The sequence below is a fragment of the Paeniglutamicibacter quisquiliarum genome (assembly GCF_019084045.1).
Lineage (GTDB): Bacteria > Actinomycetota > Actinomycetes > Actinomycetales > Micrococcaceae > Paeniglutamicibacter > Paeniglutamicibacter quisquiliarum.
Window position 1 is genome coordinate 74,444 of the sequence record NZ_JAHRED010000007.1, and the last position, 18,434, is coordinate 92,877.

Sequence of the window (18,434 nt, forward strand, 5' to 3'; positions counted from 1 at the left end):
GGCCGCGAGAGGAACAGCCCATGATCGAAATTTTCAGCCCAGCCGAACTTGAGCGCGCCACGGAAAGCGGGGCCTTCATAGCCTCGGTTCTCCAAGGCATCAAAAAGCGGGTCAAGGTGGGCACCAACCTGCTGGAAATCGATTCTTGGGCCGGGGAAATGATCAAGGCGGCGGGCGCCCGTTCGTGCTACATCGACTACGCGCCCTCCTTCGGCAGCGGACCATTTGGCCACTTCATCTGCACCTCGGTCAACGACGCGGTGCTCCACGGATTGCCCCACGATTATTCCCTGAGGAACGGCGACCTGCTGACGCTCGACTTCGCCGCGTCCCTCAACGGGATCGTCACCGACGCCGCGATCAGCTTCACCGTCGGAACATCCTCCAGCCCCTCCGATGCCAAGATGATCAAGGCAACCCGGCAGGCCCTGGATGCCGGCATCGCCGCGGCCAACCCCGGCGCCCGCATCGGGGACATCTCCCACGCCATCGGAACCGTCCTGACCGCTGCCGGATACAGCGTCAACCTGGAGTTCGGCGGCCACGGCGTGGGATCGAGCATGCACCAGGATCCCCACATCGCCAACATTGGCCGCCCGGGCCGCGGCTACAAGCTTCGCCCGGGCCTGCTGCTGGCCATCGAGCCCTGGGTCATGGCGGACACCGACAAGCTCGTCACCGACGCCGACGGCTGGACGCTGAGGAGCGCCACCGGCGCCCGCACGGCACACTCCGAACACACCATCGCGATCACCGAGGACGGCCCGCGCATCCTGACCCTTTAGGTCCCGGCGCCCCGCAGGGCACAACAACAAGGCCGTCAGGTCTTCCGCCCCGGGGCGGAAGACCTGACGGCCTCATTTATTCCGAAAGAAGGGGGAACGAGGGTTAGTCGTCTTCCTCTTCCTCGTCGTGCTTGTACGGGTCCGCGTCGCCGGCGAAGTTCTTGCCGGCCGCCAGTGCGGCAACCTCGGCGTCCTTGGCCTTGGCGACGCGCAGCAGCGCCTCGAGGTTCGAGGCGTTGACGGGAATCTCGTCGGCAACGAATTCCAGGGTCGGGGTCAGGCGAACTGTCACGTTCTTGCCGACCTCCTTGCGCAGGACGCCCTTGGACTTCTCCAGGGCGGCAGCGGCGTCGGACTTCGCTTCGTCGTCGCCGAAGACCGTGTAGTAGATCGTTGCGTGCTGCAGGTCGTTGGTCACGCGCGCATCGGTGACCGTGATGGCCTCCACGCGCGGATCCTTGACGGCCTTGCCCAGGGCCTGGGCAACGACCACCTTGATGCGTTGGGCCAGTTTTGCGGCGCGAGCTGAGTCAGCCACGTTCACTCCTTTTCTCGGCACCCGCGAAGGGTGCCGGTTAATGCGCTTCGACGGCGGGGAGCCGCAACCCTGTGCGGTTGCGGCCCCCCACCGTCGATTAGCAGCGCTTGATAATGATTAAGCGCGCGGCTTTTCGCGCATCTCGTAGGTCTCGATCGTGTCGCCGTCCTTGACGTCGTTGAACGAGCCCAGGCCGATACCACATTCGAAGCCCTCGCGGACCTCGGTGGCGTCGTCCTTGAACCGCTTGAGCGAATCCACGGTGAGGCCCTCGCCGATGACCTTGCCATCGCGCAGGACGCGTGCCTTGGTGTTTCGGCGGATGGTGCCCGAGCGGACGATCGAGCCGGCGATGTTGCCGAACTTCGAGGAACGGAAGACCTCGCGGACCTCCGCGGTGCCCAGCTGGGCCTCCTCGTATTCCGGCTTCAGCATGCCCTTCAGTGCCAGTTCGATGTCATCGATGGCGCCGTAGATGACCGAGTAGAAGCGCATGTCGACGCCCTCCTTGTCGGCCATGTCCGCAACGCGCTCCGCGGGCTTGACGTTGAAGCCAATGATGATGGCATTGTCAACGGTCGCCAGGTTGACGTCGTTCTGGGTGATGGCGCCAACGCCGCGGTGGATGACGCGCAGCTGCACGCCCTCGCCCACGTCGATCTTGAGCAGCGAATCCTCCAGGGCTTCCACGGCACCGGAAACGTCACCCTTGAGGATGAGGTTGAGGGTGTCGATCTTGCCGTCGGCAACAGCCTGGTCGAAGTCTTCCAGGGTGATGCGCTTGCGACGCTTGGCCAGGGCCGCGTTGCGGTCCGCTGCTTCGCGCTTCTCGGCGATCTGGCGGGCGGTGCGCTCGTCGTCGGTCACCAGGAAGGTGTCGCCTGCACGCGGCACCGAGGACAGGCCGAGGACCTGGACCGGGCGCGAGGGCAGTGCAACGTCGAGGTTCTCGCCGTTCTCGTCGAACATGGCACGCACGCGGCCGTGTGCGGTGCCGGCAACGATGGTGTCGCCGACGGCCAGGGTTCCGGACTGGACCAGCACGGTCGCAACCGCACCGCGGCCCTTGTCCAGGTTCGCCTCGATGGCGATGCCGCGGGCGTCCTTGTCCGGGTTGGCACGCATGTCCAGCGCGGCGTCGGCGGTCAGCAGAACCGCGTCAAGCAGCTCGTCGATGCCGATCTTCTGCAGCGCCGAGACGTGGACGAACATGGTGTCGCCACCGTATTCCTCCGGGACCAGGCCGTATTCGGCCAGCTGGCCCTTGACCTTGTCCGGGTTTGCCGCGTCCTTGTCGACCTTGTTCACTGCCACGACAACCGGGACACCGGCGGCCTTGGCGTGGTTCAGGGCTTCAACGGTCTGCGGCATGACGCCGTCGTCCGCTGCAACCACGAGCACGGCGATGTCGGTCACCTTGGCACCACGTGCACGCATGGCGGTGAACGCCTCGTGGCCCGGGGTGTCAATGAAGGTGATCGCGCGATCGATTTCCTCGTGGATGTGGTGGATCTGGTACGCACCGATGTGCTGGGTGATGCCGCCGGCTTCGCCCTCGATGACGTTGGACTTGCGGATCGCATCGAGCAGGCGGGTCTTACCGTGGTCAACGTGACCCATGATGGTGACCACCGGCGGACGTGCTTCAAGCATGTCCTCGGTCTCGGCCTCAAGCTCGGCGTCGAAGTCGATCGAGAACGAGGCGAGCAGTTCGCGCTCTTCGTCCTCGGGGGACACGACGGTGACGACGTAGCCGAGCTCGGCACCCAGGACGTCAAAGGTTGCCTCATCCAGGGACTGCGTGGCCGTGGCCATTTCGCCCAGGTGGAAGAGCACGGTGACCAGTGCTGCCGGGTTGGCGTTGATCTTGTCGGCGAAGTCGGTGATCGACGAGCCACGACGGAGGCGAACCTCGGTCGAGCCGTTGCCGCGGGGCACACTGACGCCGCCCAGCGACGGAGCGCTCATCTGCTCAAGTTCCTGGCGCTTTGCGCGCTTGGACTTGCGCTGTTTGCCGCGGCCTGCGCCGCCCTTGCCGAAGGCACCCTGGGTTCCACCGCGACCGCGGTTGGGACCGCCGCCGCCCTTGTAACCGCCGCCGCCACCGGCTGCTCCCGGAGCTCCGCCGGCGCCCGGTGCGCCACCCGGACGTGCCGGGCCACCGCGGCCGCCCGCTGCCGGACGTCCACCGGCCGGAGCCGGACGTTCGGTGCGGTTGGGCATCATGCCGGGAGTTGCGCGAGCGCCTCCCGGGGTGCGCGGGCCTGCACCGGGGGCACCGGCCGGACGCGGGGCGCCCGGACGTGATCCACCGGCACCTGCCGGGCGGGGACCGCCGGCACCTGCTGCGGGACGCGGACCGCCGGCACCTGCCGGGGGACGCGGGCCACCCGGGCGGGGACCGCCCGGACGGGGGCCTCCGGCGCCGGGGCCGGAAGCGCGCATGCCCTGCTGGGATGCGAACGGGTTGTTGCCCGGACGCGGTCCGCCGGGCTTGGCACCCGGACGGGGAGCTGCGGAACGCTCGGGGCGGTCCGTACGCTCGGTGCGCTCGGGACGTGCGTTCTCACCGGTCGGGCGCATGCCCTGCTGGGAGGAGAACGGGTTGTTGCCCGGACGCGGGGCGCCGGGCTTGGCACCCGGGCGCGGGGCGGCCGGAGCCGAGGCTGCCGGTGCCGCCGGAGCCGAATCGGCAGGTGCGGAGGCAGCGGGTGCCTCTGCGGCTGCCGGGGCCGGGGTGGTGCCGGCCGGCTTCGGTGCGGTGGCGCCCGGGGTTGCCGGGGCGGCCGGAGCTGCGGCCGGGGCATTGGCTGCCGGTGCTGCCTTGGGTGCTGCCGGAGCAGCGTTCGGGAACGCGGAGCGCAACTTGCGCACTACCGGTGCCTCGATGGTTGAGGATGCGGAACGGACGAATTCGCCCATTTCCTGCAGTTTTGCAACTGCATCCTTTGAAGTGATTCCGAGCTCTTTGGCGAGCTCGTGTACGCGGACCTTAGCCACATTTCTCCTGTCTGAAGGTCCGCGCCACTTCTTAAAAAGTCTTTGGCACGAACCAACGTTTGCTGTCTAGCCCAGCATCCAAAACGGATGCCACAGGCGCTGCGACGCATAACCGATTCATCATCGTTAGGCGCTCATCGCTTGGAACTCATCGGGTTTCCATCAGATTTCTGACCCGCTTTCAGGTTGGACGTTTGTGAAGGCCGGTTTCCCAGGTTGGGTCCTGACCTTGGCCCTCGACTCCGCCACAAGTGCGGAAACATCCACGTTGGTCCGAAAGGACCGCGCGAATGCCCCGCGTTGCACGGCGCGTTGGGCACATTCCGGGTTCGGGTGCAGCCATGCACCCCGCCCGGGGAGGTTCCGGGTGGGATCCGGCACGGGAACGGACTTGCCGTCCTGTGCCTTCAACACCCAGCGCCTCAGCTGGTTCTGGTCCGCCACCATCCGGCAACCAATGCACGTGCGCTGCGGCTGTTGCTGCAATGACACGTTGGTTCTTCTTCCGACATTGATTTACCACGATGCATAGTGGACCACAGACAAGTCTAGCGCGTTTCGTCAATCCGTGGAGCGTGCCGTGGACCACTCGAATCGATCACAGTCCACTCCCCCTCGGGCCGGGGTTCGGGGCACGCAAAGGGCCGCCGGCCCGCGAGAGGCAGGCACCGAGGCGGTGCCTGCCTGTCGCGGGGCGCGACGGCCCCTGAACCCGGTGTTGCTAGTTGGCGTCGACCGCGTCCGAGATGATGTCGATGCGCCAGCCGGTGAGCTTGGCGGCCAGGCGGGCGTTCTGCCCTTCCTTGCCGATGGCCAGCGAGAGCTGGTAGTCAGGGACCACGACGCGGGCCGAGCGGGTCGACTCATCCGTGATGGTCACCGAGACGACCTTCGACGGGGACAGTGCCGAGGCGATGAACTTCGCCGGGTCCTCGTTGAAGTCGACGATGTCGATCTTCTCGTCGTTCAGCTCGGTCATGACGGCGCGCACGCGCGAACCCATTTCACCGATGCAGGCACCCTTGGCGTTGACGCCCGGGATGTTGCCCTGCACGGCGATCTTGGTGCGGTGGCCGGCTTCGCGGGCCAGGGCGATGATTTCCACGGCGCCGTCGGCGATCTCCGGGACCTCGAGCTCGAAGAGCCGGCGGACCAGGTTCGGGTGCGAACGCGACAGGGTCACTGCCGGGCCCTTGGGGCCGCGGTTCACGTCCACCACGTAGCAGCGGATGCGGTTGCCGTGGGTGTACTTCTCGCCCGGCACCTGCTCCGGTGGCGGCAGCAGGGCCTCCACGGTTCCCAGGTTCACCTGGACCATGATCGGGTTGTTGCCCTGCTGGATCTGTCCGGAGACGATCTCGCCGATCTTGTTCTTGAACTCGCCCACGACGTTGTCGTCCTCGGCGTCGCGCAGGCGCTGCAGGATGATCTGGCGTGCGGTGGAGGCGGCGATGCGGCCGAACCCGGTGGGGGTGTCGTCGAACTCGCCGACCACGGTGCCGTCTTCCTCGGTCTCGGTGGCGAAGATCGTCACGTGGCCGTTGCGGCGGTCGACCTCGGCGCGTGCCTGCGGCATCGCACCCGGGGACTTCTGGTAGGCAATGAGCAGGGCCTGCTCAATGGTGGGGATCAGCACCTCGAGAGGAATTTCCCGCTCTTTTTCGAGCATGCGCAGCGCGCTCATATCAATGTCCAACTCAGGCCTCCACGTTTTCGTCGTCTTCGTCGTCAAGTTCTAGTTCAGTCAGGTCCGCGCTCTCGGCACGGGAGAACTCCACCTCGACGTTGCCGCGGCGGATGGATCCAAATTCAATGCTGCGGGGTTCGCCGACCTTGGGCTTCATGCCCTTCTTCACCGCGATCTCCGGCACGATGGTGATTCCCGCGTCGTCGACCTCCATCAGGCGGCCGAGTAGGTTGTCCTCGCCGATCACGTTGACCTTGACCATGCGCCCGACGTTGCGGCGCCAGTGGCGCGGCAGGGTCAGCGGGCGGGAGGTTCCGGGCGAGGAAACCTCAAGCTCATAGGGGTCAGAGGTGTCGTGCGGGTCCTTGTCCAGGGCCTCGGAAATCGAGCGGGAGACCTCGGCGACCTGGTCGAGCAGGATTCCCTCGGTGCCCTCGGTAGCGTCGACCACCACGTGCACGATGCGCTGGTCCCCGACACGGCGGACCTCGACTTCTTCAAGCACCAGCTGGTGGGAGGCGACGGTGGGCTCCAGTAGTTCGGTGAGGCGGGCCGCCTCGAGCTGGATGTCTGCCGGCTTGCCGGTCATGAAAGTCCTCCCACATTATTCGATGTTGTGAATCCTAGGGTAGCGACTTTTGGTGCCATCCGTCTGCCCGATCCTTCGCGGGCCACCCCCTGCCCCGGTCCATGGGATGATCAAGGTGATGGATCAGCACCCCCAGGACCCCAGTGATCGTGTTTCCCCCCGCCCCCGCCGCAGCGGCGCCAGGCGCGCCCTGCTGGCGTTGGCGGCGGCTCTTGCCGTGGCCGCCGGGACCCTGGGCACAGCTGTCTACCTGAACCGCGAATCCCCTACATGGCAGGGAATCCTGGGCACCGAACCGGTGCTCCGGGAAGCCCCTGACCCGGCCGCCGAACTGCCGGTCCTGCTCGATGCACTGAACCTCATGATCGAGGGCCCGGGCGCCTCCGGCGGTGCCCCATTGGCCGTCGCGCTGCAGGGCAGCGGCACCATGCTGTCGGAGCATGTCGATTTACTCACACCCCGAATCCCGGAGGCCCCGACGGCCTCCGAGACCTCCGCCGGACCCTCCGCGGCCACCCCGCCGACCCCGGCCGAGTTTTCCCTGCGCCTGGCCCAGACCGGCAGCGCCCTGCTGACACAGTCTCTCGGCGCCCCCGGGCAGGAGGCCCGCAGGCTCTCCGGGGCCGGCCTGGAGCTGTTGTTACAGGCCCGCACCGTGCTCTCCGCCTCCGGGGCAACGCAGGCGGAGATCGACGCCCTGCCGGCGCCCCGCGGCACCGGTGAGCAGGCGCCGGCAACCGCGTCCGGCTCGGCTCAGGAATCCGCGGCCGAATCCACTCCCGCCGCCGGCGGGGCCACCACCAGCCCGGCCGTGCTGGCCCAGATGCCCGCGTTCACCGTCTCCGGCTGCCCCTCCCCCGCACCCACGCAAAGCGAGGCGGCGGATTCGGGCCGGCTGCTGGCCGGCGTTGCAGATGCCGCCTACCGGATGGGCTACGCCTACGACGTCGCCGGGGCACGGACCAGCGCCGGGCTGCGCACCGCCGCCTGGAACAGGTCCGCGATGCTGGTGGACTTCGCGAAGGCCGTGGAAAGCCAGTTTGCTGCCGAACTCGGCTGCGCTCCCCTGCGGCAGCCCGCCTACCAGCTCCCGGCCGACGCCATCGAAAACCCGATGGACGCGGCACGCAGCGGAGAGGCGCAGCTGGCACTGCTGTTGCGCGACGCCGCGGCGACCCAGGAAGCAGAAGCACGCGCATACCTCCTGGACGCCGCCTGGGCCCAGGCGCTCCACGCCCGCCAGGTCACCGGGGTTGCCCCTGACTTCACCCAGGTGGAGGGCGCTGCAGCGGTGACGGGCGCGGCAACCGAATCCCCCGTGTCTTCCGGACCCTAGCGGCAAGAGCCTCCTTGGCCAGGCCTTGCGGGGACCTTCCGGCTTCCCGGCTCGGCCCCCGGCAAGCCGCGCCGCCGCGTGAGGCGTGTCACGACCTTGGTTTTGACGCCCGGGTCTTAGGTTGGCAGTGTCCCACTCGCACCGCCACCAAGGAGATCCCTGTGTCACGCAGATTCATTCATGCCTCGGCCTGCGCCGCCGCACTCACCCTCGTCGCCGGGGCGGTCACCGCCGCCCCGGCCGCCGCAGAACCGCGGCAAACCGAAAAACAGGCCACCGCCACCGGCACCGGCGGGGCCGTGAGCACCGTCGATGCCGAGGCCTCGGCGGCCGCCATGGCAGTGCTGCGCAAGGGCGGCAACGCGGTGGACGCCGCCGTCGCCGCGGCAGCAACCCTCGGCGTCACCGAGCCCTACAGCGCCGGCATCGGCGGGGGCGGCTACTTCGTCTACTACGACGCCGCCTCCGGAAAGGTCAGCACCCTTGACGGACGGGAAACCGCACCGGCGGCCATGCCGCACGACGCGTTCATCGATCCCGCCACCGGGAACCCCTATCCCTTCACCCCCGAGCTGGTGACCAGCGGCGTCTCGGTGGGAGTGCCCGGCACCGCGGCGACCTGGCAGCAGGCGCTGGAGAACTGGGGGTCGCTCAGCCTCGGCCAGGCCCTGCAGCCGGCCATCAAGGCCGCCACCCGCGGCTTCGTGGTGGACGAGACCTTCCGCGAACAGACGCTGGACAACCAGGAGCGCTTTGCCGCGTTCGACTCCACCGCCGAGCTCTTCCTCCCCGGGGGCGATGCCCCGAAGGTGGGCAGCATCCTGAAGAACCCGGAGCTGGCCCAGACCTACCGGATGCTGGCCCGCGACGGGGTCGAGGCCTTCTACCACGGGGCGCTGGCGCAGGATATTGCGAACGCCGTCCAGGCCCCGCCCGTCTCCGAGGACACCGAGCTCCCGGTGCCGGTCGGCCACCTTTCCACCCAGGACCTCGCCGACTACGAGGTTCTCAACCAGGCACCCACCAAGGTGGACTATCGCGGGCTGGAGGTCTACGGCATGGCTCCCTCCAGCAGCGGCGGCACCACCGTCGGCGAGGCACTGAACATCCTGGGCAACTACGACCTCTCCGCCATGGAGGGCCCGGGCGCGATGCACCACTACCTCGAGGCCAGCGCGCTGTCCTTCGCCGACCGGGGAAAGTACGTGGGCGACCCGGCGTTCGTGGACGTGCCCACCGGCAGCCTGACCGATGCCCTGTTCGGCGCCGAGCGCGCCTGCGCGCTGGATCCCGGGCAGGCCGCCAACAAGCCCGTGGCCCCCGGCGACGTCGCGGACTACGACGGGCTGTGCCCGGCGACCACCGCCGCCCCGGCGGAGGAGACTGACACCGAGAACTACTCCACGACCCACCTGTCCGTGGCAGATGCGCAGGGCAACGTGGTCTCCTACACGCTGACCATCGAGCAGACCGGCGGTTCGGGCATCGTCGTCCCGGGACGCGGCTTCCTGCTGAACAACGAGCTGACCGACTTCTCCACCGTGTACAACCCGACCGACCCTAACCGGATCGATCCGGGCAAGCGTCCGCGCTCTTCGATGTCCCCGACCATCGTGCTCTCCGAAGGCAAGCCGTTGCTGGCCCTGGGCTCCCCGGGCGGATCGACCATCATCACCACGGTGCTGCAGACCCTGGTCAACCGCGTGGATCTGGGCATGAGCCTGCCCGAGGCGATTGCCGCACCGCGCGCCTCCCAGCGCAACACGGCCAAGGTCACGGCGGAACCGGAATTCATCGAGTCCCAGGCACCGGCGCTTCGGGCCCTCGGCCATGAATTCGTGCCTGCCGGCGATTCATTCACCCCGCAGGCGGAAATCGGCGCGCTCGAGGCCATCGAGTTCGCACCCGACGGAACGATGACCGCGGCGGCCGAACCGACGCGCCGCGGCGGCGGCTCGGCCATGGTGCTCAAGCCGACGCGCTAACGGCGGCAAGGCCCCCACATCGAGGAACGGCTCCCCGAGAACCGAACCGGTACGCCGGTTGGGTGATCGGGGAGCCGCACCTATTTGTGGGTGGTTTCCGGCCCTCGGAATTACGCCCCGCTGGCATTAGAGACAAGAAGTCCCCCTCTCCGGTTTTTGCTGCGCCCATTGCCAACCTGGCGGCACGTTCACAAGGGGCGACATTAGCGGCTATGTGATCAGACCTCCCTGATCACAGATAGTGGCCTGTTCAACTGCCGTCGGGTGACGAAGGAGGCCGACGTGCCGCTTCATTAACGCGCTTCATGACGGTTTGATGCATCATATTGGCAGGCGAAAATAAAAAGGTTTCCGTGGGTCAATATAAATAGTGCCAGGTCCTTCACGAATTCATCGAAAGTCGAGAAATGAAATCTTCCAAAAAGTGATTTTTTGCCTAAACGGACTATAAACCGTCTGTGCTTGGGGCTAGCATCTGGCTATGAGCCACTGGTGTTTGGGAGGGGCTCGGATTCGCATCATCACTAGGGGGAATTATGTCTGTTCGTTTCAATCCGCCACCACTCTGGATCCAGCACCTGCCTGCGGATTTCCAGCCCGCACCCTCATGGATCCCGGACACCGCGTGGGGTGCACCTCCGGCAGGCTGGCCCATGTGGGTGGATGGTCTCAATGGCCAACCCGCGGCGCCGCCGGAAGAGTTCTCCGCCAATCCGTACCTGTACATGGCGTTGATGCCCGGGGAGCCGGCCTTCAGTGCCGCCGGGGCCCATGCCCCAAGTTCGATCGGAACGGATGGCAGGCCGGGCGTCTCCGGTTTTTCGGCGCCCGAAAACAATGGACCCAAGAAGCCCCTGGGCAGGGGAAAGAAGATCGGAATCGGAGTCGCAGGCCTCGTTGTCCTCGCGATCATCATTGGTTCCTGTGGCGGCAGCGACGAGCAGCCCTCGTCAGCCCCCGCCGCCACGGACGCCCCAACAGCTTCCCCCAGTTCCCCGACCGCTGTCGCGCCCGTGGTGTCTTCGGCAGACGCTGCGGCCAGTGCGAAGGCCGAGGCCGCGGCTGAAGCAAGTGCCAAGGCAGAAGCCGATGCCAAGGCAAAGACGGAAGCCGAAGCAGAGGCCAGCGAGAAGGCGAAGACTGAGGCTGAAGCGGAAGCCAAAGCCAAGGAGGAAGCCGCTGCCAGCGCCAAGGCAGAGGCAGAAGCGGGGACCTTGAGCCAACAAAATGCCCTTCGATCGGCCGAGAACTACCTCGACTTCTCGGCCTTCTCGCGCAGCGGGCTGATCAACCAATTGGAGTTCGAGGACTTCTCGACCAAGGACGCCACCTGGGCGGTTGACCGTGTGGCCGTCGACTGGAATGAACAAGCCGTCAAGTCCGCCGAACAGTATCTCGACTACTCGTCCTTCTCACGCAAAGGCCTGATTGACCAGCTGGTGTTTGAGGGTTACACCAAGAAGCAGGCGGAGTACGGCGTGGGCAAGACCGGTCTCTAGGACTCCGCCTGGCCGTGTGCTTTCAAGTCTTCTCGATGGCACACGGATGTGGCCCGACTCCGAGGGCGCTGCATTCACCAGCAGCGCGGGCTTCGCCCGGAACCTGCCGCACCGTTACCGGTGCGACAGGTTCCGCGCTGTGGTCCAACTCGAGACCAAGCCTCGCGAGAGTCGGTTACGCAGCCGGGAACAGTACGTCGTAGCCGAGTTTGAGGATCAGCGCGCCGACGACCGAGAGGAACACGATCCGGATGAACTTGCTGCCCTTGGACACCGCCATGCGCGCACCCAGGTAGCCGCCGGCCATGTTCGCCGCGCCCAGGACCAGGCCGATCCCCCACAGCAGGTGCCCGGTGGGCAGGAAGAATGCCAGGGCGCCGAGGTTGGTGGCCATGTTCACGATCTTGGCCTTGGCGCTGGCAGCCAGGAAGTTGTAGCCCATGAAGGCGACCATCGCGATGATCAGGAACGAGCCGGTGCCCGGGCCGATCAGCCCGTCGTAGCCGCCGATGACCAGCCCGATCACCGCCGCCACCGCGTGGTGGCGGGACCCGGTGTGGCGCAGGTTGGTCAGCTCCCCGGCCGTGGGCCGAAAGAGCGTGAACAGGCCCACCGCAACCAGCGCGGCAATGATGACCGGCTTGATGACCTCCTCGGGCAGCAGTGTGGCAAGGATCGCGCCGCCGAAGGATCCGGCCAGCGCGACCATGGCCATCGGGATGGCCGTCCTCAGGTCCGGGTGGGCGCGGCGATAGTAGGTCACCGCAGAAGTGGTGGTCCCGAAGACCGAGCCCAGCTTGTTGGTGGCAAGCGCCTGCACCGGGGAGATCCCCGGCACCAGCAGCAGGGCGGGGAGCTGGAGCAGTCCCCCGCCGCCGACCACCGCGTCGACCCAGCCGGCGGCGAAGCCCGCGAGCACGATCAGCGCGAGGGTTCCGGCCTGCATGCCCTGCAGGCCGGAACCCTCAAGCAGCCCCGCCGCCTCGATCATGCCTAGCCCTTGGCGAGTGCGATCAGCTGGGCGACGACCTCGTCGACGGCCACGTCTGTGCGCTCGCCCGTGGCGCGGTCCTTGACCTCGACCACTCCATCGGCCAGGCCGCGGCCGATGACCACGATGGTCGGCACGCCGATGAGCTCCGCGTCGGAGAACTTCACGCCGGCGGAGACCTTGGGCCGGTCGTCGTAGATGACCTCGACGCCGGCTGCATGCAGCTCGTCGGCGATCTTCTGCGCGGCCTCGAAGAGCTCGGCCTGCTTGCCGGTGACCACCAGGTGCACGTCGGCCGGGGCGACGTTGCGCGGCCAGACCAGGCCGTTCTCGTCGTGGTTGGCCTCGGCCAGGGCGGCGACGGCGCGGGTGACGCCCACGCCGTAGGAGCCCATGGTGACGACCTTGAGCTTGCCGTTCTGGTCAAGCACCTTCAGGTCCAGCGCCTCGGCGTATTTGCGGCCGAGCTGGAAGATGTGGCCCATCTCGATGCCGCGGGCGGTTTCCAGCGGGCCGGATCCGTCCGGTGCCGGGTCCCCGGCGAGCACCTCGACGCACTCGATGGTGCCGTCCCAGGCGAAGTCGCGCCCGGCGACCAGGCCGAAGACGTGCTTGCCGTCTTCGTTGGCGCCGGTGACCCAGCTGGTGCCGGGCACCACGCGCGGGTCGACCAGGTAGAGGATCTTGCTGGCGCCCTCGAGGCCCAGGACAGCCGTCTCGGTGCCCAGGGCCGGGCCGATGTAGCCCTTGATGAGCGTCGGGTGCTTTTTCAGGTCATCCTCGGTCGCGGCCTCGAGGCCGACCTCGCCGCCGGTTTCCAGGTGCGCGGAGATGTTGGCCTCGACGCGCTTGAGGTCGACGTTGCGGTCCCCGGGCAGGCCGATGGCCACCAGCTGGCGTTCGCCGGTGGGCAGCGTGGCGGCCAGCACGACGTTTTTCAGGGTGTCGGCAGCACTCCAGGCGCCGTTGGCGCGCGGGGCGACCTCGTTGGCGCAGGCCACCAGGGTCTCGATGGTGGGGGTGTTCGGGGTGTCAAGCACCTCGAAGGCCGGGGCATCGGTGTAGTCGATGTCCTCGGGCACCACGGTGGTCACTGCCTCCACGTTGGCGTAGTAGCCGCCCGGGGAGCGCACGAAGGTGTCCTCGCCGACCTCGGTCGGGTGCAGGAACTCCTCGGACTTCGAGCCTCCCATGGCGCCGGCGGTCGCGAAGACCGGCAGGATCTCCAGGCCCAGGCGCGCGAAGATCTTCAGGTAGGCGGCGCGGTGCGCCTGGTAGGCCTCTTCCAGGCCCTCGTCGTCGATGTTGAAGGAGTAGGAGTCCTTCATGATGAATTCGCGCCCGCGCAGCAGGCCCGCGCGGGGGCGGGCCTCGTCGCGGTACTTGTTCTGGATCTGGTACAGGTAGGCCGGCAGGTCCTTGTAGGAGTTGTACAGGTCCTTGACCAGGAGGGTGAACATCTCCTCGTGGGTCGGGGCCAGCAGGTAGTCGGCGCCCTTGCGGTCCTTGAGGCGGAAGAGCCCGTCGCCGTATTCGGTCCAGCGGCCCGTGGTTTCGTACGGTTCGCGCGGCAGCAGGGCCGGGAAGTGGACTTCCTGGGCGCCGATGGCGTTCATTTCCTCGCGGATGATGGCCTCCACCTTGCCCAGGACGCGCAGGCCCAGCGGCAGCCAGGTGTAGATCCCGGGCGCGGCGCGGCGGATGTACCCGGCGCGGACCATCAGCTTGTGGCTGGCGACCTCGGCGTCGACCGGATCTTCGCGCAGCGTGCGCAGGAACAGGGTGGAGAGCTTTAGGACCACGCTAACTTTCCATTTCCGCGGCCTTTTTCCAGGCCACAACATAGTGGTGGGGTGCAAATCTTTGGTGCCGCGGCTTCCGTCCGCGGGGGTCCGCGGCGGGGCATGGCGCCGCAAGGCACTTGTCCCATCCTACTTTGCCGACCCGGCGCCCCTTGGCATCGGGCGGCGACATGGCACCGGCCGGCAGGCACCCGAGGATGAGTGCCTGCCGGCCGTCGGCACGCCGGGTGGGCCCGGTGGTTACTTGTCGCCCATGTGCAGCAGTGCGAGGTCGATGTATTTCTCGGCCTTATTCACGGCCGCCTCCAGGTCCTCCGGCTGGGAGATGCTGACCGAGACGTTGTTTTGGCCGTCGTAGCCGGCCACGGTCAGCGTCGTGATGGACTGGCCCATCACCTTCACGTCGGTCACGGTGGCCATCGTGGTCTGCGCCGTGGTGCTGGCCTTGGCGTCCTTGACCTCCGCGGTGGCTTCCTGGTCCTGCATGGTCAGCGTGAATTTGCTGCAGTCGGCCTTGTCTTCCGCGGCCTGCTGCATCAGCTTCTCCAGGATCTCTGCTTCCTCGTAGGAGGCGATGCTGACGGCGGTGCTCACGTCGTTGGGCTCGGCGGGCAGGACCAGTACCGCCATGGTGACGCGCTCGAGCATCTCGCTCATGCCGGCCACCGCGAACTCACCACACTCCGCCGGACTGACCTTCATGCCCGACACGATCTCCTCGATGGTGCCCATGCTTGCCCGGAGTTCGGCGTCCTTGAGGACCTGCGCATCGTCCTTGCCATATTCCTTTTCCAAGGCCTGCGCGACCTTCACCAGCTGGTTCGCGGTCAGTTGCTTCCCGGTGGCGGCGCTCGGCTCGGTGGTTGCCACGGAGCTTGGCGCGGATGGCCCGGCGGATCCGGGTCCCGTCAACGGCGCCGCCGAACCGGACGAGGACTCGGCCGTGGCGGTCTGTCCCGGCTGGGTGGCTGCACCCGGCGTGGATTCCGCCGCACATCCGGTGACGGCAAGTGTTGCGGCAATGGGCAATGCCCACAGTGCTGTTTTCTTCATCTTCTCCCCCGAGGCGTATGAATGGAACGCTATTCCGGCCACCATGGTGGCAGCCATGGGCAACACCTTACCGAATAAAACTAGTCGTGGGAGGAAATGTTCGGCAGGAGTTTTCCGTCTTCGCCTGGGCAGGTCCCGTCGGGCCGGGAGAGGGAACCCCGGGTGCGGGGCCGCTACGGTGCAGGGGTCGCCGCGGGCGATGCCGCGCGCAGGATCCCCAGCATGGCCTCGGCATCCTTCAGCGCCTGGGCGGCGGCGGCCTCGGCGGTGTCCTTCACCGCGCGGGTTGCCGTCAGCATGATGTTCCCGTCAATGACGCGCACCGACACCTGCTTGCTCCTGGCGCTCCCGTTCACGCTTTCCAGCATCGTTGCCGAGGTGTAGGGGGCCGAGCTCGTGGCGTCGAGCCGCGACAACCGCGAAACGATCCTTTGGCCGTCCGCGGTGAGCGTGTAGGTGCCGCAGGATTCATCCAGGTGTTGCTGCGCCGCCACGTCGGCCACCAGGGCCGCACGGTCCCGGTAGGAGGCCACCGTCAGGTCCCCGCCGGCCTGCTGCGGCAGGATCGCCGCGGCCATCGCGGCCTGGTCCAGCTGGTCCTTGAGGCTGCCCAGCCCGTAGAGCCCGCACTTGGCCGGGACCACGGTGATGCCCTCGAGCCATTTTTCCGCCTGCGGCAGTTGCCGGCGCAGGCTTTCATGGTCGTTGACCACGGTTCCCGGGGTTGCCTTGGCCCATTGCTGCACGGCCCCCTTGAGTGCCGCGGCATCCAGGTACCCCAGGGCGGCCGGGGCCGAGGGTGCCTGCGGCGATTCCTGGGAGCCCGGCGCGGTGACCGGGACCTCCACGGCGGTCGGGGATGGGGCGGACGGCCCCGGGGCGTCGGTGCAGCCGGCGAGGGCCAGCAGCAAGCCGGCGGCCCCCAGCACGGCGAGGGTCTTGCGAATGGTTTCGTTGGTCCTTGGCATGTGGGACGTCAAGCTCTGGCTTTCCGGTCGGCGGCCCGTGCCGGGGAGCGCCGTTTCCGTGGTGGATGGGATTGCCGGCAACCGCCGGGCGGGTCAGAAAAGGATGGTGGCGAACTCCCCGACCTCTTCGAAACCGACCTTGCGATAGGTGGCAAGGGCCGGGGCGTTGTAGTCGTTGACATAGAGGCTGGTGGTGGGGGCCAGGCGCAGGGCGTAGTCGGCGACCGCCGCCATGTAGCCCGCGGCCTTCCCGTTGCCGCGGTGCCCGGGGTTCATCCAGACACCCTGGATCTGCGTGGCGCGGGTGGTGACGGTGCCCAGCTCGGCCTTGAAGCGGATCTCGCCGTTCGGATCGAGGGAAATGAGCGAATGCCCCGAATGGATCAGCGAGCGGACCCTGGAGCGGTAGAACGATCCCCCGTTGACCAGGGGCGAGTAGCCCAGCTCCTCCTCGAACATCAGGGCGCAGGCGGGCAGCACCAGGTCGTACTCCCCCGAATGACTGGCCCGCAGGGAGGTGTCCGGCTCAATGGCGGGGGCGCCGGAAAGCGTCATCAGCGGCTGGTTGGGCCGCACGCTGAAGGCCTGCTGCGGCCCGTCGACGAGGACCTTCCACATCCCCATGACCGCCTCGGCGGGGCCGAAGCAGGAGGCAAAGGAGCGGTTGAGCGATTTCACCACGTGGCCGAATTCCTCGGCGTCCCCGGCGGTGACGTTGATGGGGACAATGTTGGCCCCGACCCAACAGGCCGAGACCAGCAGTCCGCCGTCGAACCTGCCCACGATGAGCGAGCCGCCCAGCCCGGGCCGGGCCGAGCCGGTGACCGCCAGCTGCGCATCCATGAAGATATTGGCAACGGGGTCGGAGGAAACGAGGGCGCGGAGAGCCGCGGTATCCGCATCGTCCAGGACACGGATACTTGCGGAGAGCGACTCTCCGGCGCCCGGGTTGCGTCTAGCTGACGGTAACCACGGGGCCACCTTGGACAGGATTTTCTCCATCCACGTCCCCCATTTCCTCGGCGATGCGCATCGCCTCTTCAATCAGTGTCTCAACAATCTGGTCTTCGGGCACCGTCTTGATGACTTCGCCCTTCACAAAGATCTGGCCCTTGCCGTTGCCCGAGGCCACGCCGAGGTCAGCCTCGCGGGCCTCGCCGGGTCCGTTGACGACGCAGCCCATGACTGCCACGCGCAGCGGGACCTCGAGGCCCTCCAGCCCGGCGGTGACCTGGTCGGCGAGCGTGTACACGTCGACCTGGGCACGGCCGCAGGACGGGCAGGAAACGATTTCGAGCTTGCGCGGGCGCAGGTTCAGCGACTGTAGGATCTGCGCGCCGACCTTGACCTCCTCGACCGGCGGGGCCGAGAGCGAGACGCGGATGGTGTCGCCGATGCCCTTGGAGAGCAGCGCGCCAAAGGCCGTGGCCGACTTGATGGTGCCCTGGAAGGCGGGTCCCGCCTCGGTGACGCCCAGGTGCAGCGGCCAGTCGCCGCGTTCGGCCAACAGCTCGTAGGCGCGGACCATGACCACGGGGTCGTTGTGCTTGACCGAGATCTTGAAGTCGTGGAAGTCGTGTTCCTCGAAGAGCGAGGCTTCCCAGACCGCGGATTCGACCAGCGCCTCCGGGGTTGCCTTGCCGTACTTCTCCATCAGGCGCGGGTCCAGGGACCCGGCATTGACGCCGATGCGGATCGAGGTGCCGGCTGCCTTGGCGGCCTCGGCGATCTGCTTGACCTGGTCGTCGAACTTGCGGATGTTGCCCGGGTTCACTCGGACCGCGGCGCAGCCTGCGTCGATGGCGGCGAAGACGTACTTCGGCTGGAAGTGGATGTCGGCGATCACGGGGATCTGCGACTTCTTCGCGATGATCGGCAGCGCCAGCGCATCGTCGGCCGACGGGCAGGCAACGCGCACGATGTCGCAGCCGGTGGCGGTGAGCTCGGCGATCTGCTGCAGCGTTGCGTTGATGTCGGTGGTCGGCGTCGTGGTCATCGACTGGATGCTGACCGGGCTGTCGGAACCAACACCGACGGAGCCGACCTTGATCTGTCGGGTCTTGCGTCGCGGTGCGAGGACAGGGGGTGGCGTCGATGGCATGCCGAGGCTGACCGGGATCGAGGTCAAGATTTCCTCCGAGGTGTTGAGAATGGAAGCTTTTTCCATTATCCCCCCGCGATCCGGCAACCGGGGCCGTAAT

General features: G+C 67.3%; 15 protein-coding genes. 4 read left to right on the forward strand and 11 right to left on the reverse strand.

The window, feature by feature from the left end; translation table 11 throughout:
- Positions 1–20 precede the first annotated feature (20 nt).
- On the forward strand, positions 21–785 hold the full coding sequence (map, locus tag KRR55_RS13385; RefSeq protein ID WP_217389594.1) for a type I methionyl aminopeptidase: 765 nt from the start codon (positions 21–23) through the stop codon (positions 783–785).
- 103 nt (positions 786–888) lie between these two features.
- Here map and rbfA read toward each other — a convergent pair whose 3' ends face one another.
- The 5 genes from rbfA to rimP all read right to left on the reverse strand — a co-directional run bounded on the left by rbfA (position 889) and on the right by rimP (position 6,599).
- A complete protein-coding gene (gene rbfA, locus KRR55_RS13390) occupies positions 889–1,323 on the reverse strand; it encodes a 30S ribosome-binding factor RbfA (protein WP_217389595.1) in 435 nt (144 codons plus the stop codon).
- A gap of 117 nt (positions 1,324–1,440) precedes the next feature.
- Positions 1,441–4,323: a translation initiation factor IF-2 gene (gene infB, locus KRR55_RS13395; protein ID WP_217389597.1), complete on the reverse strand. Its 2,883-nt coding sequence runs from the start codon at positions 4,321–4,323 to the stop codon at positions 1,441–1,443.
- Between the two features lie 162 nt (positions 4,324–4,485).
- Positions 4,486–4,815, reverse strand: a complete 330-nt coding sequence (locus KRR55_RS13400; RefSeq protein WP_336245117.1) for a YlxR family protein — start codon at positions 4,813–4,815, stop codon at positions 4,486–4,488.
- Positions 4,816–5,044: 229 nt separating this feature from the next.
- Entirely contained in the window at positions 5,045–6,019 is a 975-nt protein-coding gene (nusA, locus tag KRR55_RS13405) for a transcription termination factor NusA (protein ID WP_217389599.1), read from the reverse strand.
- A gap of 1 nt (position 6,020) precedes the next feature.
- Positions 6,021–6,599 carry a ribosome maturation factor RimP gene (gene rimP / locus KRR55_RS13410; protein ID WP_217389600.1) on the reverse strand — a complete coding sequence of 193 codons (579 nt, stop codon included), beginning with the start codon at positions 6,597–6,599 and terminating at the stop codon, positions 6,021–6,023.
- Positions 6,600–6,717: 118 nt separating this feature from the next.
- On the opposite strand from rimP, the gene KRR55_RS13415 reads away from it, so the two are divergent.
- The 3 genes from KRR55_RS13415 (at position 6,718) to KRR55_RS13425 (ending at position 11,419) form a co-directional block, all read left to right on the forward strand.
- Complete coding sequence (locus tag KRR55_RS13415) at positions 6,718–7,935, forward strand: hypothetical protein (protein ID WP_217389602.1); 1,218 nt, start codon at positions 6,718–6,720, stop codon at positions 7,933–7,935.
- A gap of 155 nt (positions 7,936–8,090) precedes the next feature.
- A complete protein-coding gene (gene ggt, locus KRR55_RS13420; protein WP_418888842.1) occupies positions 8,091–9,920 on the forward strand; it encodes a gamma-glutamyltransferase in 1,830 nt (609 codons plus the stop codon).
- Positions 9,921–10,456: 536 nt separating this feature from the next.
- A complete protein-coding gene (locus tag KRR55_RS13425; RefSeq protein ID WP_254456193.1) occupies positions 10,457–11,419 on the forward strand; it encodes an Ltp family lipoprotein in 963 nt (320 codons plus the stop codon).
- Positions 11,420–11,594: 175 nt separating this feature from the next.
- On the opposite strand, the gene KRR55_RS13430 is transcribed toward KRR55_RS13425, so the two are convergent.
- The 6 genes from KRR55_RS13430 to ispG all read right to left on the reverse strand — a co-directional run bounded on the left by KRR55_RS13430 (position 11,595) and on the right by ispG (position 18,334).
- Complete coding sequence (locus KRR55_RS13430) at positions 11,595–12,410, reverse strand: sulfite exporter TauE/SafE family protein (RefSeq protein ID WP_217389606.1); 816 nt, start codon at positions 12,408–12,410, stop codon at positions 11,595–11,597.
- Positions 12,411–12,412: 2 nt separating this feature from the next.
- Positions 12,413–14,212, reverse strand: a complete 1,800-nt coding sequence (locus KRR55_RS13435; protein WP_217389608.1) for a proline--tRNA ligase — start codon at positions 14,210–14,212, stop codon at positions 12,413–12,415.
- Between the two features lie 240 nt (positions 14,213–14,452).
- The gene (locus KRR55_RS13440; RefSeq protein ID WP_217389610.1) at positions 14,453–15,322 is read right to left on the reverse strand and encodes a hypothetical protein; all 870 of its coding nucleotides are present in this window, start codon (positions 15,320–15,322) and stop codon (positions 14,453–14,455) included.
- A 116-nt stretch (positions 15,323–15,438) separates the two neighbouring features.
- Positions 15,439–16,233, reverse strand: a complete 795-nt coding sequence (locus KRR55_RS13445) for a hypothetical protein (protein WP_217389612.1) — start codon at positions 16,231–16,233, stop codon at positions 15,439–15,441.
- A 93-nt stretch (positions 16,234–16,326) separates the two neighbouring features.
- Entirely contained in the window at positions 16,327–17,235 is a 909-nt protein-coding gene (locus tag KRR55_RS13450) for a GNAT family N-acetyltransferase (protein ID WP_217389614.1), read from the reverse strand.
- A complete protein-coding gene (ispG, locus tag KRR55_RS13455; protein WP_407611138.1) occupies positions 17,189–18,334 on the reverse strand; it encodes a flavodoxin-dependent (E)-4-hydroxy-3-methylbut-2-enyl-diphosphate synthase in 1,146 nt (381 codons plus the stop codon). The genes KRR55_RS13450 and ispG overlap by 47 nt, the downstream gene beginning before the upstream one ends.
- Positions 18,335–18,434 lie beyond the last annotated feature (100 nt).

Bases quoted from the DNA above. Each gene is read 5' to 3' on its own strand.
- map (WP_217389594.1), top strand. From the start codon at position 21: ATGATCGAAATTTTCAGCCCAGCCGAACTTGAGCGCGCCACGGAAAGC.
- KRR55_RS13440 (WP_217389610.1), bottom strand. From the start codon at position 15,322: ATGGCTGCCACCATGGTGGCCGGAATAGCGTTCCATTCATACGCCTCG.
- rimP (WP_217389600.1), bottom strand. From the start codon at position 6,599: ATGACCGGCAAGCCGGCAGACATCCAGCTCGAGGCGGCCCGCCTCACC.
- KRR55_RS13430 (WP_217389606.1), bottom strand. From the start codon at position 12,410: ATGATCGAGGCGGCGGGGCTGCTTGAGGGTTCCGGCCTGCAGGGCATG.
- KRR55_RS13425 (WP_254456193.1), top strand. From the start codon at position 10,457: ATGTCTGTTCGTTTCAATCCGCCACCACTCTGGATCCAGCACCTGCCT.
- KRR55_RS13415 (WP_217389602.1), top strand. From the start codon at position 6,718: ATGGATCAGCACCCCCAGGACCCCAGTGATCGTGTTTCCCCCCGCCCC.
- KRR55_RS13450 (WP_217389614.1), bottom strand. From the start codon at position 17,235: ATGGAGAAAATCCTGTCCAAGGTGGCCCCGTGGTTACCGTCAGCTAGA.
- ispG (WP_407611138.1), bottom strand. From the start codon at position 18,334: ATGCCATCGACGCCACCCCCTGTCCTCGCACCGCGACGCAAGACCCGA.
- KRR55_RS13445 (WP_217389612.1), bottom strand. From the start codon at position 16,233: ATGCCAAGGACCAACGAAACCATTCGCAAGACCCTCGCCGTGCTGGGG.